A 25,021-nucleotide genomic window follows, 5' to 3' on the forward strand; every position below is an offset into this window, starting at 1 on the left:
CGCTCTCCTGATGGTGTCGTTAACCCGGGGGTGCGCCGGCATGGCCTTCACCGTGAGCGGCTGACATCGGCTCGCTGAACACGCGGCTCGCACGCACGTCGGCGGCGGCAATCAGCGTGAGCGCGCAAGCATCGAGAGGCGCATCGGTTTGCATGGCGGCGGCAAAAAGACGGTTGGCCTGGCGCAGGCGCGCGCGGTCCAGCGCGTTGCGCACGGAACGCGCGTTCGCGAAGGCCGGCTGGCGTGTGCGGATGGCGAGATAGTCGGCGAAGGCCTCACGCGAATCGGCGTCGAAGCGGTAATGCATGGTGGCGAGCATGCGGTCTGCTATTTCGAGCAGCTCGGCCTCGTCGTAATCAGGAAACGTGATGTGGTGTGCAATGCGCGAGCGAAAGCCCGGGTTGCTCTCGAAGAACACTTCCATGCGCGAGGCGTAGCCCGCGAGAATCACGACGAGGTCGTCGCGCTGGTTCTCCATGGTCTGCAGCAGGATCTCGATGGCCTCCTGCCCGTAATCGCGCTCGTTTTCGGGGCGATACAGGTAATACGCTTCGTCGATGAACAGCACGCCGCCCATCGCGCGCTTGAGCACCTCGCGCGTTTTCGGCGCGGTGTGGCCGATGTATTGACCCACCAGGTCGTCGCGCGTCACGGACACCAGATGGTTGCGGCGAATGTAGCCGAGCCGGTGCAGCACCTCGGCCATGCGCATGGCAACGGTCGTCTTGCCCGTGCCGGGGTTGCCGGAGAAGCACATGTGCAGCGTGGGAGGCGAACCGGCAAGCCCCAGCGCATCGCGAGCGCGTTCCACGAGCAGATGCGCCGCAATTTCGCGAATGCGCGTCTTGACGGGCACGAGGCCGACCAGATCGCGATCCAGTTCGGCCAGCACGTCGCCGATACCCGAATCGCGATAGAGCGCGGCGAGGTCCACGCGGGCGGTTTCCGCGGCATTCGCGGTGTTGGCTGCCTGCGCGGCTTCAGCCGGTTCATGACGCGCGATCTGCGCTCCCGCAGCCGAAACGCTGCGCTCCTCGCCGTGTTGCCCGACCCGCTGCCCGGCCTGCTGCTCGATGGTTGCCTCCACCGTCATTGCTGTCTCCCTGAGAGGTTCTTTGTTCAGCGGTACGTCGCGTTGCCGCCGCGTTCGGAGCAAACCCGAACCGTCACGTCACTCCTGCGCGCCATAGCGTTCGCCCTCGGGCCGCTCGCTCGCATAACTCGCCATGACGTAGCGCTGCACGCGACCCTGTGCCTCCTGGCGTGTGAGGCGGAAGCCAGGCTCATGCGCCGGCCGATTGACGATGAACGAGAGCCGCATGGTCTCGAAACCGCGCACCGAATCGAACGCATTCACCTTGATGTAGTGCTGCGGGAACGTGGCGCGGCACGCCTTCACTTCCTGCATCACGCCGGCCGCGTCGCGCAGGTCGAACATGGGCTGGCCCCACATGTCCCAGTAGGTGTTGCGCGGATGCGGGTCGTCCGTGTATTCCACCGAGCACGCCCAGCCCTGGCCCAACGCGTAGTTGATCTGTGCGCTGATCTCTTCGTCGGTCAGTTCGGGCAGAAAAGAAAACGTCCCTTGTGTGATGCGCATGGCAAACCTCGTGTGCAGATGAAGTGATGAAGCAAGAACCGCGTCAGGTGACGAACGTGGCTCGCGCGATTCATGCAGCCGTGGGCGTGGCGGCGAAGTCGGGCGTGTCGGTGGACGCGTAGTTGAACGTCACGTCGCGCCACGTATCCAGCGCCTGCTTGAGCGGCGTGCATGAGCGCGCAGCGGCTTCCAGAATGTCGGGCCCTTCGTTGAGGATGTCGCGGCCTTCGTTGCGCGCCTTCACCATGGCCTCCAGCGCCACGCGGTTGGCTGTCGCGCCGGCCTGAATGCCCCCGGGGTGGCCAATCGTGCCGCCGCCGAACTGCAGCACCACGTCGTCGCCGAAGAGGTCGATCAATTGATGCATCTGCCCCGCGTGAATGCCGCCCGAAGCCACCGGCATCACCTTGCGCAGCCCCGCCCACGGTTGATCGAAGAACAGCCCGCGTGACAGATCGACCTCGTTGTGCGCTTCGCGGCACACGTTGTAATAGCCCTGCACCGAAAGCGGGTCGCCTTCCAGTTTGCCCACCGCGGTGCCCGCGTGAACATGGTCCACGCCCGCCATGCGCACCCACTTCGCAATCACGCGAAACGAGATGCCGTGATTGCGCTGCCGCGTGTACGTGCTGTGCCCCGCGCGGTGCAGGTGCAGGATCATGTCGTTCTTGCGGGCCCAGCGCGCCATGGACTGAATCGCGGTCCAGCCGATCACGAGGTCGATCATCACGATGCACGAGCCCAGTTCCTTCGCGAATTCGGCGCGCTCGTACATCTCTTCCATCGTGCCCGCCGTGACGTTGAGGTAATGGCCCTTCACCTCGCCCGTTTCGGCCTGCGCGCGGTTCACGGCTTCCATCGAAAAGAGGAAGCGGTCGCGCCAGTGCATGAAGGCCTGCGAGTTGATGTTCTCATCGTCCTTCAGGAAGTCGAGCCCGCCCTTGAGCCCTTCGTACACCACGCGGCCATAGTTCTTGCCCGAGAGACCCAGCTTCGGCTTCACGGTGGCGCCCAGCAGCGGGCGACCGTATTTGTCGAGCCGTTCGCGCTCCACCACGATGCCGGTAGCCGGCCCCTGGAAGGTCTTCAGATACGCCACCGGAATGCGCATGTCTTCCAGACGCAGCGCCTTGAGCGGCTTGAAGCCGAACACGTTGCCGATAATCGACGCGGTGAGGTTCGCAATGGAGCCCTCTTCGAACAGGTCGAGTTCGTAGGCGATGTACGCGAAGTACTGCGGTTCGTCGGCGCGCGAAACGGGCACCGGCTCCACGCGAAACGCCTTGGCGCGGTACATGTCGCAGGCGGTGAGGCGGTCCGTCCACACCACTGTCCACGTGGCCGTGGACGATTCGCCGGCCACGGCCGCCGCAGCCTCTTCCGGATCCACGCCCGGCTGCGGCGTGATGCGAAAGAGCGCGATCACGTCCGTATCTTTCGGCGTGTAGTCGGGTTGCCAGTAACCCATCTCGCGGTATTTCATGACGCCCGCGGCGTACCGTTCGCGCGGATTGCGCGCATTGCGTGGTTCACGTGCGGACTCGATCGCTGCTTGACTGAAGTCGTTCATGGCGTATCCCTGGTTGCCTGGTTGGCGAGGCGCTCCGAAAAAAACGCAGCGCATGGGACGCACTGTAGGCAACCGCGCACGCATTGAAAATTCACGATTTAATTCGCCAGGGTTAAGCGATCCCTTATTGATCTCGCATCGCCAAATGGATTTTTGGTATGTGAATGAAAGCCGGCGTGACAGCGTAAAAATGCGCCGCAAAAAAACGATGGAGCACTTTGCTGCGTTTCCGGCACACCGCCGCAAATGGGCTATAACGTTATGGTCTGGCTAGCTCTTGTGTTGTCTTACGCCGGCAGATGCCGTGCGTTGCATATCGCCACGTGCCGCCACGGGCGATTGGCAGCGCAGGCGTACTGTCAGGGTTTCCGGCACGGAGCTTGCGTGACGCCGCATGCCGTGGTGTCCGGCATCACGCCGGCACATGGTGATTTCCCTGAATCATTCACATGGAGGGATACAAGGATGCAATGGACCACCCCCAGCTACGCCGATATGCGTCTAGGCTTTGAAATCACGATGTATATCGCTACGCGATAAGCCCGCACGGGCCGCGTAACGGGTCTCTGTACCCCTTCTGCGGCCCTTTTCGCGGGCTTTCTATTTTTTGAATCGTGCCGCCGCCGGCGCAGGCTCCGCCTGGACATACGTTCCCACATGATTTTCGAAACGATCGTCACCACGGCGGCGCCCGACGGCCGGCCTCACGTTGCGCCCATGGGCATTCGCTACGAGGGCGGCTTCGTGATCCTCGCCCCGTTCCGGCCCTCCGCCACGCTCGAAAACATCGTCGCCACGCGCGCGGCAGTCGTGAATTTCACAACCGACGTTCGCGTCTTCGCCGGTTGCGTCACGCGTTTCGCTACCGACTGGCCCACCGTTGCCGCGAGCCGCGTGAACAGCGTGCGGCTGGCGGATTCGCTCTCGCATGCCGAACTCGAACTCGAGGACATGAGCGACGACCCCACGCGCCCCGTGCTACGCATGCGTTGCGTGCACCGCGAGGAACACGCACCGTTCGAAGGCTTCAACCGCGCGCAGGCCGCCGTGGTGGAAGGCGCGATTCTGGTGAGCCGCCTTGCCATGCTGCCCGCCGACAAGGTGGACCGCGAAATGGCGTACCTGCAAATCGCCATCGACAAAACCGCCGGCGACACCGAACGCGCCGCCTGGGCCTGGCTCACGGCGGCCGTCGCACGCCACCGGGCCAACGCGGCGCGCGAGCCCGGCAGCAACACCCCCGAACCCGCGGGCAATCTCGATCCCCACCCGCACCACGGAGAACTGCAATGACCGCATTGCTCGCGAGCGTCCGCTCGGAAGACGAGGCCCTTGAAGCCGCCCGCGCCGGCGCGGAACTGATCGACCTCAAGGAGCCGAACGACGGCGCACTGGGTGGCCTGCCCGCAAGCGCCATCGCGCGCATTGCGAGCCGGCTGCGCGCGCAGTATCCGGTGAAGCCGATCAGCGCGACGATTGGCGACGTGCCGCCCGACGCGCTTGATGAAATCGCCGCGCGCGTCATCGACGTGGCCGACGCCGGCGTGGATTACGTGAAGGTGGGCGTGACGCCCGGGCCGGCCGCACGCCGCTGCCTCGACGAACTTGCGTCGCTGCCCGCCACGGTGGTGCCCGTGCTGCTCTGCGACGGCGGCGTGGAAAGTGTGGATAACGAACTGGTGGAGCACGCGGCCACGCTCGGCTTCACGGGCTTGATGTTCGACACCGCTGGAAAAGACGGCCTCACGCTGTTCGACCACGTGGATACCGGCACGCTCGCGCGCTGGCTGCGGCTTGCGCGTTTGCGCGGTGCCTTGTGCGGCATTGCGGGCGCGCTGGGCTGGGCGCAGCTTGCGCAGATTCGCGAACTCGCGCCCGACGTAGCGGGTTTTCGCACCGCGCTCTGCGCCGACGGGCGGCGCTCGCGCCTCGACCCGCAGCGCGTCGCGCAATGGGCGAGCGCGCTGCATCGCCCCGCCGAGATGACGCGCCCCCTCAACTCACCGGCACATTCAGCAGACGTTCGCGCATGAGCGCGGCGTTGTCCTTGTTGAAGAGTTCGACCACGTAATTGGCTTCGTTCACGTAGTCCAGAAAACGCCGGTCCACCACGCCGCTCGAAGCCAGCGTTTCGAGCGGTTCGCCATCGCCTATCGGGCACGACTTCACCACGATCAGCCGCTCCGCGTTCAGCATGGTGGAGAGCCACGCGGCGAGGCTGTCCGACGTGGTGTCCCAGTTGCTCATGGCGTCCGGCGTGTCGCGCATGAGCGCCGTGGGCACCCACACGGCAACGTGCCCGTCGCGCAGCGCGCGGCGAATCTTCGCCTCGCTCGACGCCAGCACGAGTTCAGGCAGCACGCCCTGCATCAGGATGGCGTACTGCGTCATGGCGAGCAGACACATGTTGTGCGCGGCGAGGTCGTCGAAATGCCACTCGCCCTGGTACTGGCGCACCTTGTCCGCAAAATCGCCGCCGCCGGGCACGATCACCACCCGCCCGCCGCCCAGCTCGCACAGTTCGGTGAGCCACGTGCGCAGCGCCGGCTCGTGACTCAGGCTGCCCCCGATCTTGACCACCCACATGACGGTTGTCCTCGCATTCGCGTTCGATTCATCTGATTGCTGCGCTTCTCTGTCCCGGCCTCTGTCCCGGCCTCTGCCCCCACGTTGGGCTGTCGCCGCGGCTCATGCTGCGCCGCGCAGGCGCTCGTGTTCCTCTGTGTTCTCCGATGCCTCTGTCATGCCCTGCGAGGCCAGCAACGCCACCGCCACGCTCGGCGCGCAGGTGGCGGCCCAATCCGCGCAATGCTCGGGCACGCCCGCGAGCCCGCCGAAATCGATATAGGAGCGCGCCTCGTCGCGCGCGAGCGCCGCCACGAGAAAGCGCCCGCAACCCGCGCCCACCAGCGGCGCCTTCGCGAGCCCGGGCTGTGATGCCACGACACGCGCCACCACGCGCGCCAGATTCGCACCTATTTCACGCAACTGAAGCTCGCGCCACTGCAACGCGAAGCGGCGCCACGCGTCGTGCGTCGCCTCGTGCGCGTCGCGGCCAATCATGCGTGCAAGCCGCGCCTCGCTCGCGGCCACCGTCTTGGGGCCGTGGTCCGCGCTCGGATGCAGGTCGTAGAGCGGTTCGAGTTCGCCCGTCACGCGATAGACGTCCGCGGTCGTCGCGAACCATTCGTTCATCACGTTCACGCGCGCATCGCCGAATTCGATGCGATGTGCCACGCAGCACAGCGGTGTGCGCACCACGCCCTGGTAGACGAGTTCGCCGGTTTCCAGCCGGCCCGCGTCCGTGGTGGCGCGCGCCGCTACGTGGCCGCCCGCGATGGGCACGATGTCCGTCGTCGTGCTGCCGATGTCGACCAGCACCGCGTCCGGCACGCGCGTGGCCACCCAGCGCGCAGTCGCCAGCCAGTTCGCGGAGGCCACGCTGCGCCAGCCCACCGCGCACTGCGCTTCGGTGAACCAACCGGCGTCGTTCGCGTAGAAGCGCACGTTGCGCCCCAGCCGGCGCGCCAGCGTGCCGGCAATCTCGCGCACGCCTTCGGCGCGGTCGTGAAAGAGATCCACCATCTCGCCCGTCATCGTCACCGCGTGGCGTGCAGCGGGCATGGCCGCCTCGGGCCAGCGTTCGAGCACGAGGCCGATGGTGTGTTCCAGATGATCCAGACCTTGCCAGAGCGGGCAGGCCCATTGCGCGACGTCGAGCACGGCGCCCGTGGCGTCCACAGCGCAGACCTTCACGTGCGCGCCGCCCACGTCCCAGCCGAATACGGCGCCGCGCGGCGCCTCCACCATGTCGCGCACGGCGCTCAAGGCTGCACTCCGCACGGTTGCGCGCGCGACGGCTGCCGCGCGGCGCCGCGCCTCACGGGCACACCGTGCGCCGTTAGCAGTTCGGCGGCCACGTTGCGATTGAGCGCGTCGCTCAGGCTCGCATAGGCCACCGTGAGCCGCGGGTTGATCTCGACCACGACGGGCCCGCGCTCGGGGCTCCACACCACGTCGATGCCAACGAAGCCGCGCAGCCCCGGCACGGCCTGCCCCACGCGGCGCGCGAGCGCAGCAAGCTGCCGGCCGCGCTCGCCGGAGCGGTCGATGCGGTCCACCTGCACGCCGTCGAACTCCACGATCTGCGGCGTGTGCGCCTCGGCGCCGCGTTCGTTGAGGCCGATGCGCTGACGGTTGATGCTGATGAGCTCCGCGCCGTGCTCGCTGCAGACGAGCGAAAGACTGAGCGGCTCGCCTTCCACCCACGACTGCAGCACGGGGTTGCGTCCGTCGGCAAGGCGCGTCAGGTATTCGGCGCGCGCGTTGCTGAAGCGGTCGAAGACGAAGGTGTCGAGTCCGCCTGCGCCGTCGTCGGGCTTCACGACCCAGCGGCCAGCGTCTGCGTGGCCGGCATCGGTCGATGCGAGATGCGAAGTTTCGCCCGGTTCCGCTGGTTCGCCCGGTTCCCCTGGTTCGATAGCCGGCGTCGCCGGAATGCCGTGCGCGGCGAGGCGCGCCGCGGTGGCCCGCTTGCTGGTGGCCAGCGCAATAGCCTCCGGCGTGCAGCCCAGCCAGCGCGCGCCGCCCGATGCGCTCACGGCCTCGTGCAGCCCCAGCAGCAGCCCGTCGCATTCGGGCGCAATCACGCAGGTGTAGTCGTGGTCGCGCGCCACGCGGGCCACGAAGTCCGTCATCGTTTCGCCGGACCGCGCCATACAATGCGCGTGCCCCGGCGCCACGTTCTCGAACGGCGAACTTGCGAAGGTCACCTCGATGCCGCCCAGCGCGTGCAGGTCCGCCACGAGCGCGTCGCGCATCACGCGGCCTTCCACGATCAGCGCGCTCAGATCGGCGAGACTGCCTGCGCCGGCCAGCTCGGGGTCGATACCGCCGCCGGTGAGATACTCGTAGACAAAGATGCTGGTCAAAGGAATACGCCCCTATGCTCGTGATACCGGTTCTCGATCTGCTCGACGGCCATGCCGTGCGCGCCGTGCGCGGCGAACGCAGTGCCTATCGGCCCATTGAGTCGCCGCTCGCCGCTACCAGCGAGCCCGTTGCCGTGGCTCGCGCGCTGCTCGCCGCGAGCGGCGCGCAGACCCCGCAGACGCTCTACGTGGCCGACCTCGGCGCCATCCTCGGGCACGGCGCGCACGTCGAAACACTTGCCGCGCTGCGCCGCGCGTTGCCCGGCACCGAGATCTGGCTCGACGCGGGCTACGCAGACTACGCCGCGATGCGCGCCCTCTTCGCGGCCATTCACCACGCAGACGCTGCGCACAACACGGCCGCCACGTCGCCGGCCACAACCACCACACCCGCCACACCCGCCGCCCTCGTGCCCGTGTTCGGCTCCGAGTCGCTGCGCGACATCCACGCATTACGCGAAGCCGAAGACGCTGGGCACTCGCCCATCCTTTCGCTCGATCACCGCGCAGGCGAACTGCTCGCTGCCGGCGCGGAACATCCCACGCAAACCACTTCGGAATCCGCTTTATTCCCGCCCAACGCTGCCCACACCACCACAACCTGGTGGCCACAGCGCGTGATCGCGATGACGCTCGATCAGGTCGGCAGCTATGAAGGCCCCGACCTGCGCACCTTCGAGCGCATCCGCGCGAGCGTACCGGCGCACACCACGGTCATCGGCGCAGGCGGCATTCGCGATGCGCAAGACCTCGTGCGCGCCGAACGCGCGGGTGCCACTGCGTGGCTCGTCGCGTCCGCGCTTCACGATGGCCGCGTACAGCCCCGCGATCTCGCGCCATGCACGCCTGCCACCAGCGCGCGGGCAGATCACACAAATTCCATGCCAGACGACGAAGCGCATACACACGCGTTGCGCTGTAAGGAGACGGCAAGCCGGTGAGTCAGCGCGTGCCCTTGCAGTGACACTGTGTGCCGCAACGACACACAACCTGTTCGATGCTGGAACGCACGCGCCCTGGCTGCTCATTACAGAAACACCCGCTCGAAGACGCTGCGACGTGATGCACTGCAAAACAGCACTGCAAAACGCGTATTCGCGGCGCATCGGGTACCGGGGCATCGCCTTGCCTGCACATACCTCGCCAGCACATAAGACGAGGCACGTCCGCGCGATTTCATGCGCAACGCTGCGCAGCGTTGCCTACGCCACCCAGCGCGCTCAGTTCGAAAGCACACATTTCGGCATGGACCTTGCTAAAACGGCGCCATGCCTCTTTCGCCCAACGAATCTTCGTCGGCCGATGCGGGCGGGCCGTCTGCCGCGTCGCCCACTCGCGTCACTCACGACACGCACGACTGGACCTGTCCGTTCTGTCCGCTGCTCTGCGACGACCTCACGGTCAGCGCACAGCGCGACGGCACGCTCGCCGTGTCCGGTCACGACTGCCCGCGGCTTGCGCAGGCGCTCGCCACCTATGGCGCGAGCGACGCAACGACGCCGGCCATCGTGGACGGCCAGGAAACGTCGCTCGATGCCGCGCTCGCACGTGCGGCGGCGGTGCTCGGCGCCGCGCGCCGTCCGCTCTTCGGCGGGCTCGCCACCGACGTAGCCGGCGCACGCGCGCTCTACACGCTCGCGGCCCACTGCGGCGCCACGCTCGATCATCTGCACGGCGACGCGCTCACGCCCGCCACGCTCGCATTCCAGGACCGCGGCGCGTTCTTCACCACGCTCTCCGAAGTGCGCGCACGCGCTGACCTCATCGTGTTCTTCGCGTGCGAGCCCTCGCAGCGCTATCCGCGATTCTTCACGCGCGCATTCGGCGGCACCTCGATGGCACGCGAATTCGTGTTCGCAGGCTGCGCGCCCGACCCCGGCGCCGCGGGCCTCACGCACACGCAAAGCGAAACGCTGCTCGCCAACGCGGACCCGTTCGATACGCTCGCCATCTGGTCTGCGCTCGTGAACGGCCGCCGCCCCGAGACCTTTCCGGCCGACGCCCGCGCCGCCGCCAACGCCCTCGCGGCATTGCAGGCGCGCATTGCGGCGGCCCGCTACACCGTGTTCGTCTACGAGCCCGCCACGCTGCCGCACCCCCATGCGGCGCTGCTGATCGAAGCGCTGAACCGCATCGCGAAGGCCGCGAATCTCACCACGCGCGCGGGTTGCCTGCCCCTTAGCGGCGACGACGGCGCGCTCACCGTGAACCAGGCTGTGACGTGGCTTTCGGGCTTGCCGCTGCGTCTACGCGTTTCGGCGGCGGCCTCGCAAACAGGGGGCGCCTCGCTCGACTACGACCCGTACCGCTATCGCACCGAAACGCTGCTTGCCGCCAACGAGGCCGATGCGTTGCTGTGGGTGACGAGCTTCGCGATGCACGCCTTGCCTTCCACGCTGAAGGCCGACGTGCCCGCCGTCGTGCTCGGGCACCCGGCGCTGGCGGAGGCGGCGAAGGCGCGCGGCGGCGCCACGGTGTTCATTCCGGTCGCGACGCCGGGCATCGACGACACGGGGCATCTCTTTCGTGTGGATAGCTCCGTGGTCATGCCGCTCGCCGCCGCGCGGGGCGCCGCGCTGCCTTCGGTGCATGCCGTGGCCACACAACTGCTGGCAAAACTCGCCGCGTCCGCAGACGGGGAAGCCTCATGAGCCTCATTCGACTCAAAGGCGGCACGGTCTACGACCCGATCAACGGGGTGAATGGGCTGCGTCGCGACATCGCGATTCGCGACGGCCGCATCGTGAACGTGCCGGACCACGTGCCCGCCGACATGGAATACGACGCCGAAGGCATGGTGGTGATGGCGGGCGGCATCGACCTGCATTCGCACATCGGCGGCGGCAAGACGAACATCTCGCGCCTGCTGTTGCCCGAAGACCATCGCACCGACCTTGCGCGCGAAGCCGAACGTGCGCGCGCGTGTGAGGCGAACGGCAGTGCAGTGCTCGAACCGACGCGCGATGCCGAAGGTCGCTACCTGCGCCTGCCCTCGTGCGGCGTCTGCACGCCGGGCACGCTCGCCACCGGCTACCGCTACGCGGAAATGGGCTACACCGCGGCCTTCGAGCCCGCCATGATGGCCTCGAACGCGCGCCACGCGCATCTGGAAATGGGCGACACGCCGATCATCGATCATGGCGCCTACGTGATGCTCGGCAACGACGAACTGTTCCTGCAACTGCTGGCCTCGGGCGCCGGCCCGGAACGCATTCGCGACTACGTGGGCTGGACGCTGAACGCAAGCAAGGCGCTCGGCGTGAAGGTGGTCAACCCCGGCGGCATCTCGGCGTTCAAGTTCAACCAGCGCGCGCTCGACGTGGACGAAGCGCACGTGCACTACGGCGTCACGCCGCGCGACGTGCTGCGCACGCTCACACGCGCGCTCACTGAATTGCGCGTGCCGCATCCGCTGCACGTGCACGCGAGCAACCTGGGCGTGCCGGGCAATCTCGCGTCCACCATCAAGACCATGGACGCCGCGGACGGCTTGCCCATCCACCTCACGCACATCCAGTTTCACAGCTACGGCACCGAAGGGCCGCAGAAGTTTTCGTCGGGCGCGCGCGAGATTGCCGAGGCCGTGAACGCGCGGCCCAACGTGACCATCGACGTGGGCCAGGTGATCTTCGGGCAGACCGTCACCGCTTCCGGCGACACCATGATGCAGTTCCGCAACGCGCCGTTCGCGCGGCCGCACAAGTGGGTGATGGGCGACATCGAATGCGATGCGGGCTGCGGCGTAGTGCCGTTCCGCTATCGCGAACAGAGCTACGTGAACGCGCTGCAATGGATCATCGGGCTCGAAATCTTCCTGCTCGTGGACGACCCGTGGCGCGTTTCGATGACCACGGACCACCCGAACGGCGGCCCGTTCACGAGCTACCCGCATCTGATCCGCCTCTTGATGGACAAGTCGTTTCGCGACGAGCAACTCGCGAAGCTGCACCCCGAGGCGCAGGTGGCCAGCGCGCTGCGCGAACTGAAGCGCGAATTCTCGCTGTACGAGATCGCGATCATCACGCGCGCCGGCCCCGCGAAGCTATTGGGCCTGCGCGATCGCGGCCACCTGGGCGAAGGCGCGGCGGCGGATATCGCCGTCTATCGCAACCAGGACGACCGCGAACGCATGTTCACGTCGCCGGCCTACGTGTTCAAGGACGGCCACCTCGTGGCGCGCGACGGCACGCTCGTTTCGGTGCCCACGGGCGGCATCCATTTCGTGACGCCCGAATACGACCGCGGCATCGAAAAGACCCTGCGCGCGTGGAGCGACGCGAATCTCACCACGAACTTCGCGCACGCCGCGATCAGCAACGACGAAGCGTGTGCGTGCTGCCGCGGAGGCAGGCTGTTGCCGGTCGAATGCTTCTCCGCAGAGGAGGCGGAAAATCGTTGAACCCTGCGTTGAACTAAGCGTTGAACCGCGCGAACCCGCGCTGAACGCGCAGCAAGCGCAACCTCACGGAAGCATCACGCAAGCATCAAGCAACCAACCAGGCGCCGAGAGATGGAGCACGAACAGCCCGCGACGACCGACACCGCGCCCCTTACGATCAACGGCACGCTGATCGACAGGACGTTCGCCGAAGCCTTCCCGATGAAGGCCACGCGGCTCGTCGTGACGGCGCACACGCCGCAGTGGGCGCACCACGCCGCGCATTCCATGACGGGCTTCGCGACCTCGGTGATCGGCTGCGGCTGCGAGGCCGGTATCGAACGCGAACTCGCGCCCGACGAAACGCCCGACGGGCGGCCGGGCGTGAGCGTGCTGCTGTTCGCGGTGTCGTCGAAGGAACTGGCGAAGCAGGTGGAGCGGCGCGTGGGCCAATGCGTGCTGACGTGCCCGACCACGGCGGTGTATGGCGGTATCGACCGCGCCACGAGCCGCGCGCCGCTTTCGGACAACGCGGCGCTTGGCAGCACGCTGCGTTTCTTCGGCGACGGCTGGCAGATTGCGAAGATGATCGGCACCACGCGCTACTGGCGCGTGCCGGTGATGGATGGCGAGTTCGTCTGCGAAGACACGGCGCCCACGGTAAAGGCCGTGGGCGGCGGCAATCTGCTTTTGCTCGCCACCGACACCGACGCCGCCCTCGCCGCCGCCGAAGCCGCCGTGGCCGCGATGCGCAAGCTGCCGAACGTCGTGATGCCGTTTCCGGGCGGCGTGGTGCGCTCGGGGTCGAAGGTGGGCTCGAAGTATCGGGGCGCGACTGCCTCCACCAACGACGCGTTCTGTCCCACGCTCGTGGGCCTCTCGCCGCGCAGCGAACTCACGGACGAAGTGGGCTGCGTGCTGGAAATCGTGATCGATGGGCTCACGGAAGCCGACGTGGCCGCCGCAATGACGACGGGCATCGTGGCCGCCACCGCGCGTGGCCGCGCGGCGGGCATGCTGCGCATTTCGGCGGGCAACTACGGCGGCAAGCTCGGGCCCTATCACTTCCATCTGCACGCCCTTGCAGCTGGACTGGACGGGAGCCACGCATGAGCACCACGACCCTGCGTGTGAAGAAGGCGCCCGGCTTTCGCGTGGATGCATCGCCGCTGCTGCCCGAATTACTCGACAGCAAACCGCTCGCCGAGATCGAACGCATCGTGCTGCATGCGGGCAACGAAGCGTGCGCCGTAGGCGATCTGTTCGACGTGGCGCGCAGCGAAAGCGATGCAGGCGGCCCCACGCTGATGATCGAAGGCGCAGACCCGTGGCTCGACAGGCTCGGCGTCGCAATGAATGGCGGGCACCTCGTCGTGCAGGGCGCGGCCGGCGACTACGCGGGCCACCGCATGGCGGGCGGCGTGCTGAGCGTCGGCGGCAATGCGGGTCACTTCACGGCCTGCGAGATGCGTGGCGGCCGGCTCACCGTGAACGGCAACACCGGTGACTTCGCGGCCAGCGCGCTGCCCGGCGACATGGACGGCATGACGGGCGGCACGCTCGCCATTCACGGCAACGCGGGCGCGCGCCTGGCCGACCGCATGCGGCGCGGCCTCGTGCTGGTGGGCGGCAACGCAGGCGAATTTGCAGCGTCGCGGCTCGTGGCGGGCACCGTCTGCATAGCCGGCGAACTGGGCCCGCATTATGCGTACGGTATGCGGCGCGGCACGCTGCTGCTCGCACGCGAACCGCAACGTCTGCCGCCCACTTTTGCGGGCGGCGGGCGCGGCTTCGGCGTGTTCTGGTCGCTGCTCGTGCGCAGCCTCGCTGGCGAAATGGCGCCTTTTTCCGCGTGGAGCGCCGCGCAGCTGCCGGCGCGCTACACCGGCGACCTCGCCGTGGACGGCAGGGGAGAAATACTGATTCCCGGCTGAGCCTGCGCGCGGTAAAGGAGGGGTGTTCGGCAGAACACCTCGACAACGAAAGCACAACCCAAAAACGATAGGAGACATCGGGATGACGACGGCGCATTCTCCCGCTGCACGCCAATCCACCGGTTTGCGCGAACCGCGTCGCTACGCGGGCTCGCTGATCGTGCTGCACTGGCTGATCGGGCTCGCCATCATCGCCCTGCTCGCGCTGGGCTTGTACATGGTCGGCCTGCCCAAAGGGCTGCCCGTGAAGGCCACGCTGATCAACTTGCACAAGTCGCTCGGGTTGACGGTTTTCCTGCTGGTGCTTCTGCGCATCCTGGTGCGCGCGGCCCGTAACCGGCCGCCGCTTCCGCCGATGCCACCGTGGCAACGCGCCGCCGCGCGCACCACGCAGGTTCTTTTATATGTCGGGATGGTGGCCATGCCGGTCACCGGTTATCTGGGCTCGTCGTTCAACAGCTACGGCACGCGCTTCTGGGGCCTCGCGCTGCCGCGTTGGGGCTGGGACGACGCGGGCCTGCGCCACCTCTTCTTCGGCGCGCATCGCTACATCGCGTACGCGATGATCGTGCTCGTCGCGCTGCATATTGCCGGCGCGCTCAAGCATCAGTTCATCGACCGCGACAACCTGATGGCGAGAATGCTGCCATGAGCGTGGCTACCATGATGCCGTGTTCACGGTCGCCATCGTCGCAGGTGTCGCAAACACTGCGCACGCGCGACGGGCACCGCGTACGCTATGCCGTTGCGGGCGCAGCTGATGGACTGCCCGTGGCCGTGCTGCATGGTGGCCCCGGCAGCGGCAGCCAGCCGGGCGCGCTGCGGCTCTTCGATCTCTCGCGCCATCGCATCGTGCTGATCGATCAGCGTGGCGCGGGCGCATCGAAGCCGCGCGGCAGCGTGCGCCGCAACCGCACCAACGCGCTGATCGCCGACATGGAAGCCATTCGCGTGCGCCTTGGCATCGAACGCTGGGGCGTGCTGGGCGGATCGTGGGGCGCGGCGCTGGCGCTCGCCTACGCGGGGCGGCATCCCGAGTCGCTAAGTGCGGTCGTGCTGCGCGGGCTCTTTCTCGCGTCGGAACGCGAAGTGCGCGGACTCTTCGTGACTTCGCGCCATCGTGCTCCGCGTCAGTGGACGAAGCTTGCGTCCGCTGCGCATTGCACGCGCCCTCACGCGTTGCTGCGTCGTTGCCACGCGTTGCTTCAATACGGCGTGAGCCCCGCACGTCAACGCGCCGTGGCGCTCGCGTGGCGCGACTACGAAAACGTCGTGCTCGCGCGTTCGTGCGGACGCGGCGCCGTGGCTTCGGCCACGCGGACGCCTCGCGTCACGCCGGCTCGTGCAGACCGGCTTGTCGCGAAGTACCGCGTGCAGTCGCACTATCTCGTACATCGCTGCTGGCTGGGCGAAACGCGGCTGCTGGCGCTGGCGCGTCGCGCGGGCAAGGCCGGTGTGCCGATTGCCGCCGTGCATGGCAGCCGCGACCCCGTGTGTCCGCCGCAGAATCTGCAACGTCTCGCGCGTGCCGTGCCGCATGCGCAGACCGAATGCGTGCCGGGCGCGGGCCATCTCGCGAGCGACCCTGCGCTGCACCGGCGCGTGGCGCGCGCGATCGAACGCCTGTTTGCCGAACCCAACCGCGAGGAGCGCACGCTGCGCTACGCCACATGAAAATCAAGGTGCTCGGATCGTCCGCAGGCGGCGGCTTTCCACAATGGAACTGCAACTGCCGCAATTGCGACGGCGTGCGACGCGGCACGGTGAAGGCGACGCGCCGCACGCAGTCGTCTATTGCGGTGAGCGCGAACGGCGAAGACTGGCTGCTCGTGAATGCGTCGCCGGACCTGCTCGCGCAGATCGCGGCGCATCCCGAACTGCAACCGGCGCGCCGTGTGCGCGACAGCGGCATTGCCGCGGCGCTCGTGATCGACGCACAGATCGACCACGTCACGGGCCTCGTGATGTTGCGCGAGCGCGATACGCCGCTGCCGCTCTACGCGACGCAGGCCGTGTGGCAAGACCTCTGCACGGGCTTTCCGATTGGCCCCATGCTCTCGCATTACTGCGGCGTGGAGCATCACCCCATCGCGCTGGACGGTGGCGCCTTTTCCGTCGCGGCGCTGCCGGGCTTGCAGATCGAAGCGCTGCCGCTTTCGAGCAAGGCACCGCCGTACTCGCCGCATCGCAATGCGCCGGAACGCGGCGACAACATCGGCCTCACGTTCATCAATCCGCAGTCGGGCAAGCGGGCGTTCTATGCGCCGGGGCTGGGCGCAATCGAACCGCACGTGCTGGCCGCCATGCGCGAAGCCGACCTGCTGCTCGTGGACGGCACGCTGTGGACCGGCGACGAAATGATCCGTCTCGGGCTTTCGAAGAAGACCTCGGCTGACATGGGCCATCTGCCGCAATCGGGGCCCGGCGGCATGATCGAGGTGCTCGATTCGATCGGCAGCGACAAAAGCAACGGCAGCGGCACGGGCAAACCGCGCAAGGTGCTCATCCACATCAACAACACGAACCCGATTCTGGTGGAAGACGGCCCGGAGCGGCGCGAGCTTGCGGACCACGGAATCGAAGTCGCGTACGACGGCATGGCGTTCGAGCTTTGAGAGTTTGAATGCGTTGAGCGCCCTGACCAGACGAAATCAAACGGAGACGGCATGAACATCAACGACACCTACGGCACAGCGCCGGTACGCGAGGTCGATCCCACGCTGCCGGCCTGGAGCCGCGAGGCATTCGAAGAACAGTTGCGCGCGAAGGGCACGTCGTACCACATTCATCATCCGTTCAACGTGAAGATGAACAGCGGCGGCTGTTCGCCCACACAGATTCGCGGCTGGGTGGCCAACCGCTTCTATTACCAGATCAACATTCCGCTCAAAGACGCCGCCGTTCTCTCCAATTGCCCCGACCGCGCCACGCGTCGCCGCTGGATGCAGCGCATTCTGGACCACGACGGCTACGGCGAAGACGAAGGCGGCATCGAAACGTGGGCGCGCCTGGCGGATGCCGTCGGTATTTCGCGCGACGACCTGTGGTCGCTGCGGTTCGTCACGCCGGGCGTGCGTTTCGCCGTGGACGCCTACGTGAATTTCGCGCGCCGCGCGCCGTGGCAGGAAGCGGTGTGCTCGTCGCTCACGGAGATGTTTGCACCGCAGATCCATCGCGACCGTCTCGCCACGTGGCCCGGTCATTACCCGTGGATCGACGCCGTGGGTCTCGACTACTTCCGCTCGCGCATCACGCGTGCGCAGCGCGACGTGGAGCACGGCCTCGAAGTCACGCTCGACCACTTCACGCGGCGCGACCAGCAGGAACGGGCGCTCGAGATACTGCAATTCAAGCTCGACATTCTCTGGACGATGCTGGACTCGATCGAAAAGGCCTTCCCGCAATGACTGACGAAGCGCACAACCTGAAGCTGAAAACGCTGTTCCGCATGCAATGGGAGCCGGCGCAAAACGCGCACGTGCTGCTGTACCCCGAAGGCATGGTGAAGCTGAACCAGAGCGCCGCCGAAATCCTGAAGCGCTGCGACGGCACGCGCAACATCGACACGCTGATCGCCGATCTCGAACAGGCCTTCAACGCCACGGACATCGGCGGCGAAGTCCGCTCATTCGTGGCCGAAGCGCAGCGGCGCGGCTGGCTGGAGTAGTGCCATGAACGAACCTGCTGCTGCCTTTGCCTCTCCCGCTGCCGCCGCGTCGCAAACCGCAGCGCCCGACGTGCCGCCGCCGCTGTGGCTGCTTGCCGAACTCACCTACCGTTGCCCGCTGCATTGCGTGTTCTGCTCGAACCCGGTGAACTACGCGGCACACAATCGCGAACTGGATACGGCGCAATGGCTCGACGTGCTGCGCGAAGCGCGCGCGCTGGGCGCGGCTCAACTGGGCTTTTCCGGCGGCGAGCCGCTGCTGCGCGACGACCTCGAAGTGCTCGTGGCCGAAGCGCGCAAGCTAGGCTTCTACACGAACCTCATCACCTCCGGCATCGGGCTCACGGAAAAGCGCATCGGCGACCTGAAGGCTGCGGGCCTGGATCACATTCAGCTCTCGTTTCAGGACTCCACGCAGGAACTCAACGACTTCCTTTCCAGCACGCGCACGTTCGATCTGAAGCGGCGTGTGGCGAGCCTCATCAAGGCGCACGGTTTTCCGATGGTGCTCAACTGCGTGCTGCATCGCTACAACCTGCCGCACGTGGACCGCATTATCGAGATGGCGCTTGCAATGGGTGCCGAGTACCTGGAACTCGCCAACACGCAGTACTACGGCTGGGCCAAGGCGAACCAGGCGCAACTCATGCCCACGCGCGAACAACTGGAAGAGGCGGAGGCCGTGGTGCAGCGCTATCGCGAAACCCATGGCGACCTCTGCAAGATCTTCTTCGTGGTACCCGACTATTTCGAACGGCGCCCCAAGCGCTGCATGAACGGCTGGGGCGCGGTGTTTCTGGGCGTGGCGCCGGACGGCACCGCGCTGCCCTGCCACGCGGCCCGCGATCTGCCGGGGCTCGTCTTCCCGAAGGTGACCGAACAGCCGCTGCGCAGCATCTGGTACGAGAGCGACGCGTTCAATCACTATCGCGGCACGTCGTGGATGAAAGAGCCGTGCCGCAGTTGCGACGAAAAAGAGAAAGACCTGGGCGGCTGCCGCTGCCAGGCGTATCTGCTCACGGGCGACGCGGCCAATGCGGACCCTGTCTGCGACAAGTCGCCTATGCATGAAAAAGTGGTGAGCGTGGTGCGCGAGGCGGCAATGGCTCGATCGACGCCAACATCGGCCCTGCGCGAGCAACCCATCCTGTTTCGCAACGACGCCAACTCGCGGGCGCTGGCCGCGCAGACAGAGCACACCGACCACACATCGGATACCGCGGGAGCCGTGCGATGACCGAGAACGCCATTTCCGTCCTGCTCGTCGACGATCACGCCGTGGTGCGCGAGGGCTACCGGCGTCTGCTCGAACTCAACGCCGACGTGAACGTATGCGGCGAAGCGGCCGACGCCGCCGCGGCCTACCAACGCTTCTGCACGCTGCAACCGGACGTGGTGGTGATGGACGTGTCGTTGCCGGGTGCAAGCGGCATTGAAGCCATGCGCCGCATGCTGGCACGCGAACCGCATGCGCGCGTGCTGATTTTCAGCGTTCATGAGGAAGCCATCTTCGTGCGCCGCGCGCTGGATGCGGGCGCCCTCGGCTACGTGACGAAGGCCAGCGCGCCGGACGTGCTGGTGGAAGCGGTGCGCACAGTGGCGAGGCGCGCGAGCTATCTGAGCCCCGATATTTCGCAAACGCTCGCGTTGCGCCACGCATTCAGCGAAGGTCCGCCGGGGCGTCAACTCTCCGCGCGCGAATTCGAAGTACTGCGGCTGCTCGTGCAGGGCTACACGTTGCAGAGCATCGCGGAAAAGCTGGGGCTTTCGCAAAAGACCGTGGCGAATCACCAGTCGGTAATTCGCCAGAAGTTCGGCGCCGACAACGGCGTACAGCTCGCGCAGATGGCGAGCCGTTTAGGCCTTCAGGGTCTTCAATTCACGGGGCCGGCGAGCCCCGCCTGAGCCGGAAGACGCGCACAGAACAGAAAGCCTTCGCCGGGTTTGCTCGCCAGCTGAAACTCGCCACCCAGTGCTTCCACACGCTCGCGCATCCCGATGAGCCCGAGCCCCGCACGCGGCTCGCCCAGGTCCGTGCCTGGACCGTTGTCCGCCATCGAGACGATGATCTCGTCGTCGCCCTGCGCGCCCTCGCTCACCTGTCCCGCCGCCGCATCGCGCGGCGCCCGCACGAGAAAGATCTCGACGCGCGACGTGCGCGCGAATTTCGACACGTTCGTGAGCCCTTCCTGCACGAGCCGGTAGAGCGTGATGTTGAGCACGTCGGAGAGTCCGCTGAAATCGCCTTCGATAGTGAGCGAAAACGACGCGTCGGGCAGCCGTTCGCGCCAGCCGTCCACGCAATGTTCGAGGGCGCTCGGCAAGCCGAATTCGTCAAGCCCGATAGGCCGCAGCCTGCGGATCATGCCGCCGATCTGCCGGTAGACGTGACCCGCGCTCTGCACGAGCGCGAGCGCAATGCGATGAATCTCGGGTTCGCGTTCGCCCGAGAGGTCACGCACGCGCGAGGCGTCCAGCGACATCGCATTCAGGTATTGCCCCAACTCGTCGTGCAGTTCGCGCGCGAGGTGCCGGCGTTCCTGCTCCTGCGCGTCTAATGCCTGATTCGCAAGACGCCGGTTGTCCGCGAGCAGCCGCTCGGCCTCTTCTTCCAGCATGCGGCGGCGCGCCAGTTCGCGCTGCGTTTCGCGATAGCGTCGCCACGAGAACCACGCAAGGCCCACGGCGAGCACACATAACGTGGCGGGCAATTCGTCCAGCTGAAAGCGTTCGAGGTGGCGCGTGAAGCGGTAGGTCAGTTCGCTGAAGTCGAACATCATGGCGAGCAGCCACGCGACCACCGTGATGACGACAACGCAAAGCAGATCGCGCCACGCAACGGAACGTGACGGCTGCGGGCTCGCCTCAGGAGCCTTGGGAACGCTAGACAGGTCGGTTGGGTCGTGTGCCATTCCGCTCGATTGTACTCAGCCCATGCGCGCGCGAGCACTGTTTTACAGGCGCTTTCGACGTCTTTTAGCGGCCTTTTATGGCTTCGGGAAGGGTTCCGGGCAAGATCAGGAAAAGCTCCCGGTTCTGCATGCCATGCCTTGTGCGAAGCTTTCAGCACGCAGACATCGCGCGTGGCAATGATCTGTGGCGAACAACAAAAGACTTCGAACAGGTGGAGCAGAGACAATGAGCATTCCAATCCATTTGCGCCGCAGGCGTCTGCGCATGCGGCGCGCCGGTCTTGGTGTGTTTGGCGCGTGCATCACGGGTGCGCTGACGGGTCTTCCGGGGGCGGCGTGGGCGCAGGCCACGCCCGCGGCTGCAACGGCTGCTTCTCAGCCCGCTGCTTCTCGGCCCGCTGCCGCAGCTGAAGCGCCAAACGCATCGGGCAACAACGCGGGCAATAGCGCTGGCAACGACGCTGGCAACAGCGCGGCAAACACACCGCTCCCCGAAGCCACGCTCGCACCCGTCGTTGTCGTGGGCACCACGCCGTTACTCGGCATCGGCACCCCGCTCGCCCAGGTGCCCGCCAACGTGCAAACGGTGCACGCCAAAGACATCGACGCACAGCATCGCAACACGCTGATCGACTATTTCGCGAAGAACCTGCCGAGCGTCGATATCTCCGACGCCCAGGGCGATCCCTGGCAAATGAACGTGAATTACCGCGGCTTCACGGCGTCGCCGCTGCTGGGCACGCCGCAAGGGCTCTCGGTATTCGTGGACGGCGTGCGCGTGAACGAGCCCTTCGGCGACATCGTGAACTGGGACCTGATTCCGTCGCAGGCCATCGATACCATCCAGCTCATTCCCGGCTCCAATCCCACCTACGGGCTCAATACGCTGGGCGGCGCCATTGCGATCACCACCAAGAACGGCAAGACGAGCCCCGGCGGCGAAGCCGAAGTGCAGGTAGGCTCGTGGGGCCGCAAGACCGCGCAGATCGAACAGGGCGGCACCATCGGCCAGAATCTGGACTACTACGTGACCGCCGGCGCCGCAAACGACAACGGCTGGGCCGCGCAAAATGCCAGCCGCGTGCGCCAGGCCTTCGGCAAGCTGCGCTACACGGACGCGGACACCACGCTCTCGTTTTCCGCTGGCGGCGCAGACAACGACCTGCACGGCAGCCAGACGATTCCGCGCTCGTTCCTGAGCAACCCCGCGCAACCGTACACGTTCCCGGACGAAAACAAGAACAGCGTGGGCTACGCCACGCTTTCGGGCGATCACTTCTTCAACGACAACGTGGAGCTGAGCGGCAACGCCTACTTCCGCCAGTTCCGCAACAGCAACCTCAGCAGCAACAACAACCCCGACTTCGGGTCGCTGAACGCGGACGGCACCGTCAACACGCTGGAGGCCACGAACGTCCAGTCCATCGTCTCTACGGGCAGCTACGGCGGCAGCTTGCAACTCACGCTGCTCGGCAAGCTCGCGGGCATGGACAACCAGTTCGTTTCGGGTGTGTCGGCCGATCTCTCGAACTCGCATTACACGTCTTCGTCTCAGGACGCCGCGTTTACGTCGACGCGTGCGACAGTGGGCATTGGCGACTACGCGCTGCAGACCGACGCGCGAACGCATTCGGCCAACTACGGCGTCTACTTCAGCGACACGCTCTCGCTCACGAAGCAATGGGCGCTGACGTTGGCGGGTCGCTACAACTGGGCGTCGGCCACCATCGGCGACGAAAGCGGCATCCAGCCGCAACTCGACGGCCACCACACGTTTTCACGCTTCAATCCCGCCGTGGGCATCAACTGGAATCCCACGCGCAACTTCACGGCCTACGCCACGTACAACGAAGGCATGCGCTCGCCTACGGCCATCGAACTCGCCTGCGCGGACCCTGCCGCGCCCTGCTCGCTGCCGAACGAATTCGTGGCGGACCCGGCGTTGGAGCCTGTGATCTCGAAGACGTTCGAGGTGGGCGCGCGCGGACGCATCGGCGCGAGCACCACGTGGAGTGCGGCCGTCTACAGCACCACGCTCGACAACGACATCCAGTTCGTGAGCAGCAACGGCGCGTCGAGCAACCAGGGCTTCTTCCAGAATGTCGGCAGAACGCGGCGCCAGGGCCTGGAACTCGCGGGGCGCAGCGAGTTCGGCCCGTTCGCCGTGACCGCGAGCTATAGCTATGTGAACGCCACTTATCGCTCGACGTGGACTGAAAACAGCGCGAGCAATTCGAGCGCGGATGCGTCGGGCAACATCACCGTGAAGTCCGGCGACCATATTCCGGGCATTCCGCAAAATACCGTGAAACTGCGGCTCGATTACAAGCCGCTGCCGAAGTGGAACATCGGCACGAACCTGACGTGGCGCGGCAGCATCTACGCGCAGGGCGACGAAAACAACCAGGACGTGAACGGCAAGATTGCGGGCTACTTCCTGATCGACCTCGATACGACCTGGCAGGCCACGAAGCAGCTGCAACTGTTCGCCACGGTGACGAACCTGCTCGACAAGCGTTATGCGAGCTACGGCGTGCTGGGCGAAAACTTCTTCAACGGGCCCGGCCACACGTTCGACGGTGCGAACCCGGTGAACGAACAGTTCGTGGGACCCGGTGCGCCGCGCGGCATGTGGGTGGGACTGCGATACGCGTGGAAGTAGGCGGCAGGAGCATGCGTGCCTTGCATGCGTGGAGCGACAGGCTCACGCGTGTGACGCACGCGTGAGCTTTGATGCCGTGATGCGTCTTCAGTCGATCGTGCCGTCGCTGCGCGGCCACGTGACGATGCCCCAGGCAAGCGGCAGGTCGCCGATCTGCTTGATGGGCTGATAGCTCTTCGCATCGAGCACGTAGACCGCGTCCGAGCGCCCGCAGGCCAGCATCAGCTTCGTGCCGTCCGGCGTGAAGCTGAAGTGCCAGCAGCGCTGCCCGATGGGCACGTCCGTAACGTGCTCGAAGCTGTGGCCGTCGAACACCTGCAGCGTCTTGTCACGCGCGGCGGCCACCAAAAGCCGCTGCCCTTCGGGGCCGAACGTGATGCCGTATGGCCCGAGCTTCGTGTCCACGGTCTTCACCACGCTGAAGTCGTGCGCGTCCAGCACCACGAACTTGCTCAGCGATTCGAGCGTGACCACGTAATACTTGCCGTCCGGCGACACCGTGATGCCGCGCGGCCGGCCGCCCGCCGTGAGCTTCACCGTGCGAATGGGTTGACCCGTGCGGGCGTGGTAGACCGACACGGTGTCGTCGCCTTCGTTGGTGACGAGCATCGCGTCGCTATCCGGCGAAAACGCAATGCCTTCGGTCTCGTGGCCACTCGTGACAGAGCGGATCACGCGCCACGTCTTCATGTCGACGATGGCGATTTCGGCGGGCGGCTTGTTCGCGTCGTCGTCTTCCGCAGCCGGTTTGCCGGTTTTTCCGGGGTTGTCGGGTTTTCCGGGTTTTCCGGGTTTTCCATTGGGCGGACCACCGTCCTCGCCCGGTTCGTAGGTCACGTAGGCGTAGCCGTTGTGCACGCGCACATACTCGGGGTTTTTGCCGATCTTTACGCGCTTCACGACGTTGCCCGTGGCCGTATCGATCACGGCAAGGTCGCGCGTGTTCTTGTTCGCCACCAGCAGGCGCGTGCCGTCCGCGTTGAGGCTCAGGCCGCGCGGACCGTCCGCGCCAACCGGGAAGGTCTTCGCGAGCGTCATCTGATTCAGGTCGATCACGCCAACGCCGGCCTTCTCGGAAGTGACGTAGGCCGTGGGCGCCGACGCATCGGCTGCACCGGCTGCGTTAGCACTCGTAGCCCCTACCGCCGTGCCGGCCGCAAGCGCGAACGCAACGGCCAGCGTCAGCGGACGCACGCGGCGCCTTGCGGGATGGGCTCGTTCTGCAGCAGCGGGTTTCAAGGGAGGGAAGGAACAGCGTGTCTCCAGCATCTTGTTCTCCTTGTCCGTATCGGAAGCGTTGCGCGCGGTTGTGTGGCGCGACCGCGCACGGCGAAGCTCAATGGTCCAAGTTAGCCCATCGGCACGCA

Annotated in this window: 25 protein-coding genes; 17 read left to right on the forward strand and 8 right to left on the reverse strand. The window is 66.4% G+C overall.

Annotated features, from left to right (window positions below; genetic code table 11):
• Nucleotides 1-19: 19 nt before the first annotated feature.
• The 3 genes from cbbX to PKKP23_RS00270 all read right to left on the reverse strand — a co-directional run bounded on the left by cbbX (nucleotide 20) and on the right by PKKP23_RS00270 (nucleotide 3,170).
• Entirely contained in the window at nucleotides 20-1,093 is a 1,074-nt protein-coding gene (gene cbbX, locus PKKP23_RS00260) for a CbbX protein (RefSeq protein ID WP_017774767.1), read from the reverse strand.
• A 78-nt stretch (nucleotides 1,094-1,171) separates the two neighbouring features.
• Nucleotides 1,172-1,600, reverse strand: a complete 429-nt coding sequence (locus tag PKKP23_RS00265; RefSeq protein ID WP_017774766.1) for a ribulose bisphosphate carboxylase small subunit — start codon at nucleotides 1,598-1,600, stop codon at nucleotides 1,172-1,174.
• Between the two features lie 70 nt (nucleotides 1,601-1,670).
• Nucleotides 1,671-3,170, reverse strand: coding sequence for a form I ribulose bisphosphate carboxylase large subunit (locus tag PKKP23_RS00270; protein ID WP_017774765.1), 1,500 nt, complete (start codon nucleotides 3,168-3,170; stop codon nucleotides 1,671-1,673).
• Here PKKP23_RS00270 and PKKP23_RS00275 point away from each other — a divergent pair.
• The 4 genes from PKKP23_RS00275 to PKKP23_RS00290 all read left to right on the forward strand — a co-directional run bounded on the left by PKKP23_RS00275 (nucleotide 3,169) and on the right by PKKP23_RS00290 (nucleotide 5,203).
• A complete protein-coding gene (locus PKKP23_RS00275) occupies nucleotides 3,169-3,444 on the forward strand; it encodes a hypothetical protein (RefSeq protein WP_126875359.1) in 276 nt (91 codons plus the stop codon). The genes PKKP23_RS00270 and PKKP23_RS00275 overlap by 2 nt on opposite strands.
• Before the next feature lie 191 nt (nucleotides 3,445-3,635).
• Nucleotides 3,636-3,710 (forward strand): pyrroloquinoline quinone precursor peptide PqqA, encoded by a 75-nt coding sequence (pqqA, locus tag PKKP23_RS00280; protein ID WP_081601853.1) that lies wholly within the window; start codon nucleotides 3,636-3,638, stop codon nucleotides 3,708-3,710.
• A 117-nt stretch (nucleotides 3,711-3,827) separates the two neighbouring features.
• Nucleotides 3,828-4,463, forward strand: coding sequence for a DUF447 domain-containing protein (locus PKKP23_RS00285; RefSeq protein WP_126875360.1), 636 nt, complete (start codon nucleotides 3,828-3,830; stop codon nucleotides 4,461-4,463).
• Complete coding sequence (locus PKKP23_RS00290; protein WP_126875361.1) at nucleotides 4,460-5,203, forward strand: (5-formylfuran-3-yl)methyl phosphate synthase; 744 nt, start codon at nucleotides 4,460-4,462, stop codon at nucleotides 5,201-5,203. Before PKKP23_RS00285 ends, PKKP23_RS00290 begins: the two co-directional genes overlap by 4 nt.
• On the opposite strand, the gene PKKP23_RS00295 is transcribed toward PKKP23_RS00290, so the two are convergent.
• The 3 genes from PKKP23_RS00295 to PKKP23_RS00305 all read right to left on the reverse strand — a co-directional run bounded on the left by PKKP23_RS00295 (nucleotide 5,166) and on the right by PKKP23_RS00305 (nucleotide 8,101).
• Nucleotides 5,166-5,756, reverse strand: a complete 591-nt coding sequence (locus tag PKKP23_RS00295; RefSeq protein WP_017774762.1) for an amino acid kinase family protein — start codon at nucleotides 5,754-5,756, stop codon at nucleotides 5,166-5,168. The two genes, PKKP23_RS00290 and PKKP23_RS00295, sit on opposite strands and share 38 nt — an antisense overlap.
• A 102-nt stretch (nucleotides 5,757-5,858) precedes the next feature.
• On the reverse strand, nucleotides 5,859-6,980 hold the full coding sequence (locus PKKP23_RS00300; RefSeq protein ID WP_126875613.1) for a hydantoinase/oxoprolinase family protein: 1,122 nt from the start codon (nucleotides 6,978-6,980) through the stop codon (nucleotides 5,859-5,861).
• A 14-nt stretch (nucleotides 6,981-6,994) separates the two neighbouring features.
• Complete coding sequence (locus PKKP23_RS00305) at nucleotides 6,995-8,101, reverse strand: ATP-grasp domain-containing protein (protein WP_126875362.1); 1,107 nt, start codon at nucleotides 8,099-8,101, stop codon at nucleotides 6,995-6,997.
• 14 nt (nucleotides 8,102-8,115) lie between these two features.
• Between PKKP23_RS00305 and PKKP23_RS00310 the strand changes: the two genes are divergently transcribed.
• The 12 genes from PKKP23_RS00310 to PKKP23_RS00365 all read left to right on the forward strand — a co-directional run bounded on the left by PKKP23_RS00310 (nucleotide 8,116) and on the right by PKKP23_RS00365 (nucleotide 19,985).
• Nucleotides 8,116-9,042 (forward strand): HisA/HisF-related TIM barrel protein, encoded by a 927-nt coding sequence (locus tag PKKP23_RS00310; RefSeq protein WP_126875363.1) that lies wholly within the window; start codon nucleotides 8,116-8,118, stop codon nucleotides 9,040-9,042.
• 327 nt (nucleotides 9,043-9,369) lie between these two features.
• Nucleotides 9,370-10,752, forward strand: a complete 1,383-nt coding sequence (locus PKKP23_RS00315) for a molybdopterin-binding domain-containing protein (RefSeq protein ID WP_126875364.1) — start codon at nucleotides 9,370-9,372, stop codon at nucleotides 10,750-10,752.
• The gene (locus PKKP23_RS00320; RefSeq protein ID WP_126875365.1) at nucleotides 10,749-12,500 is read left to right on the forward strand and encodes a formylmethanofuran dehydrogenase subunit A; all 1,752 of its coding nucleotides are present in this window, start codon (nucleotides 10,749-10,751) and stop codon (nucleotides 12,498-12,500) included. The genes PKKP23_RS00315 and PKKP23_RS00320 overlap by 4 nt, the downstream gene beginning before the upstream one ends.
• 111 nt (nucleotides 12,501-12,611) lie before the next feature.
• A complete protein-coding gene (gene fhcD / locus PKKP23_RS00325; protein WP_126875366.1) occupies nucleotides 12,612-13,592 on the forward strand; it encodes a formylmethanofuran--tetrahydromethanopterin N-formyltransferase in 981 nt (326 codons plus the stop codon).
• The gene (locus PKKP23_RS00330) at nucleotides 13,589-14,413 is read left to right on the forward strand and encodes a formylmethanofuran dehydrogenase subunit C (protein ID WP_126875367.1); all 825 of its coding nucleotides are present in this window, start codon (nucleotides 13,589-13,591) and stop codon (nucleotides 14,411-14,413) included. The genes fhcD and PKKP23_RS00330 overlap by 4 nt, the downstream gene beginning before the upstream one ends.
• An 82-nt stretch (nucleotides 14,414-14,495) precedes the next feature.
• Nucleotides 14,496-15,065: a cytochrome b gene (locus tag PKKP23_RS00335; RefSeq protein WP_126875368.1), complete on the forward strand. Its 570-nt coding sequence runs from the start codon at nucleotides 14,496-14,498 to the stop codon at nucleotides 15,063-15,065.
• Nucleotides 15,062-16,087: an alpha/beta fold hydrolase gene (locus PKKP23_RS00340; RefSeq protein ID WP_126875369.1), complete on the forward strand. Its 1,026-nt coding sequence runs from the start codon at nucleotides 15,062-15,064 to the stop codon at nucleotides 16,085-16,087. Before PKKP23_RS00335 ends, PKKP23_RS00340 begins: the two co-directional genes overlap by 4 nt.
• Nucleotides 16,084-17,028: a pyrroloquinoline quinone biosynthesis protein PqqB gene (pqqB, locus tag PKKP23_RS00345; protein ID WP_042300841.1), complete on the forward strand. Its 945-nt coding sequence runs from the start codon at nucleotides 16,084-16,086 to the stop codon at nucleotides 17,026-17,028. Before PKKP23_RS00340 ends, pqqB begins: the two co-directional genes overlap by 4 nt.
• Before the next feature lie 51 nt (nucleotides 17,029-17,079).
• On the forward strand, nucleotides 17,080-17,820 hold the full coding sequence (gene pqqC / locus PKKP23_RS00350) for a pyrroloquinoline-quinone synthase PqqC (protein ID WP_017774751.1): 741 nt from the start codon (nucleotides 17,080-17,082) through the stop codon (nucleotides 17,818-17,820).
• Nucleotides 17,817-18,080, forward strand: coding sequence for a pyrroloquinoline quinone biosynthesis peptide chaperone PqqD (gene pqqD / locus PKKP23_RS00355; protein ID WP_017774750.1), 264 nt, complete (start codon nucleotides 17,817-17,819; stop codon nucleotides 18,078-18,080). The genes pqqC and pqqD overlap by 4 nt, the downstream gene beginning before the upstream one ends.
• Before the next feature lie 4 nt (nucleotides 18,081-18,084).
• Nucleotides 18,085-19,317 (forward strand): pyrroloquinoline quinone biosynthesis protein PqqE, encoded by a 1,233-nt coding sequence (gene pqqE / locus PKKP23_RS00360; RefSeq protein ID WP_126875370.1) that lies wholly within the window; start codon nucleotides 18,085-18,087, stop codon nucleotides 19,315-19,317.
• A complete protein-coding gene (locus tag PKKP23_RS00365) occupies nucleotides 19,314-19,985 on the forward strand; it encodes a response regulator (protein ID WP_017774748.1) in 672 nt (223 codons plus the stop codon). Before pqqE ends, PKKP23_RS00365 begins: the two co-directional genes overlap by 4 nt.
• Here PKKP23_RS00365 and PKKP23_RS00370 read toward each other — a convergent pair.
• Nucleotides 19,955-20,992, reverse strand: a complete 1,038-nt coding sequence (locus tag PKKP23_RS00370) for a histidine kinase (protein WP_126875371.1) — start codon at nucleotides 20,990-20,992, stop codon at nucleotides 19,955-19,957. The genes PKKP23_RS00365 and PKKP23_RS00370 overlap by 31 nt on opposite strands.
• A gap of 226 nt (nucleotides 20,993-21,218) precedes the next feature.
• On the opposite strand from PKKP23_RS00370, the gene PKKP23_RS00375 reads away from it, so the two are divergent.
• Nucleotides 21,219-23,654, forward strand: a complete 2,436-nt coding sequence (locus tag PKKP23_RS00375; protein ID WP_126875372.1) for a TonB-dependent receptor — start codon at nucleotides 21,219-21,221, stop codon at nucleotides 23,652-23,654.
• A gap of 87 nt (nucleotides 23,655-23,741) precedes the next feature.
• Here PKKP23_RS00375 and PKKP23_RS00380 read toward each other — a convergent pair whose 3' ends face one another.
• Nucleotides 23,742-24,848 (reverse strand): YVTN family beta-propeller repeat protein, encoded by a 1,107-nt coding sequence (locus PKKP23_RS00380; RefSeq protein WP_126875373.1) that lies wholly within the window; start codon nucleotides 24,846-24,848, stop codon nucleotides 23,742-23,744.
• Nucleotides 24,849-25,021: the final 173 nt, after the last annotated feature.

Origin of the sequence: Paraburkholderia kururiensis JCM 10599 = LMG 19447 (assembly GCF_003986935.1) — a bacterium.
In the GTDB taxonomy this organism is placed as follows: domain Bacteria; phylum Pseudomonadota; class Gammaproteobacteria; order Burkholderiales; family Burkholderiaceae; genus Paraburkholderia; species Paraburkholderia kururiensis.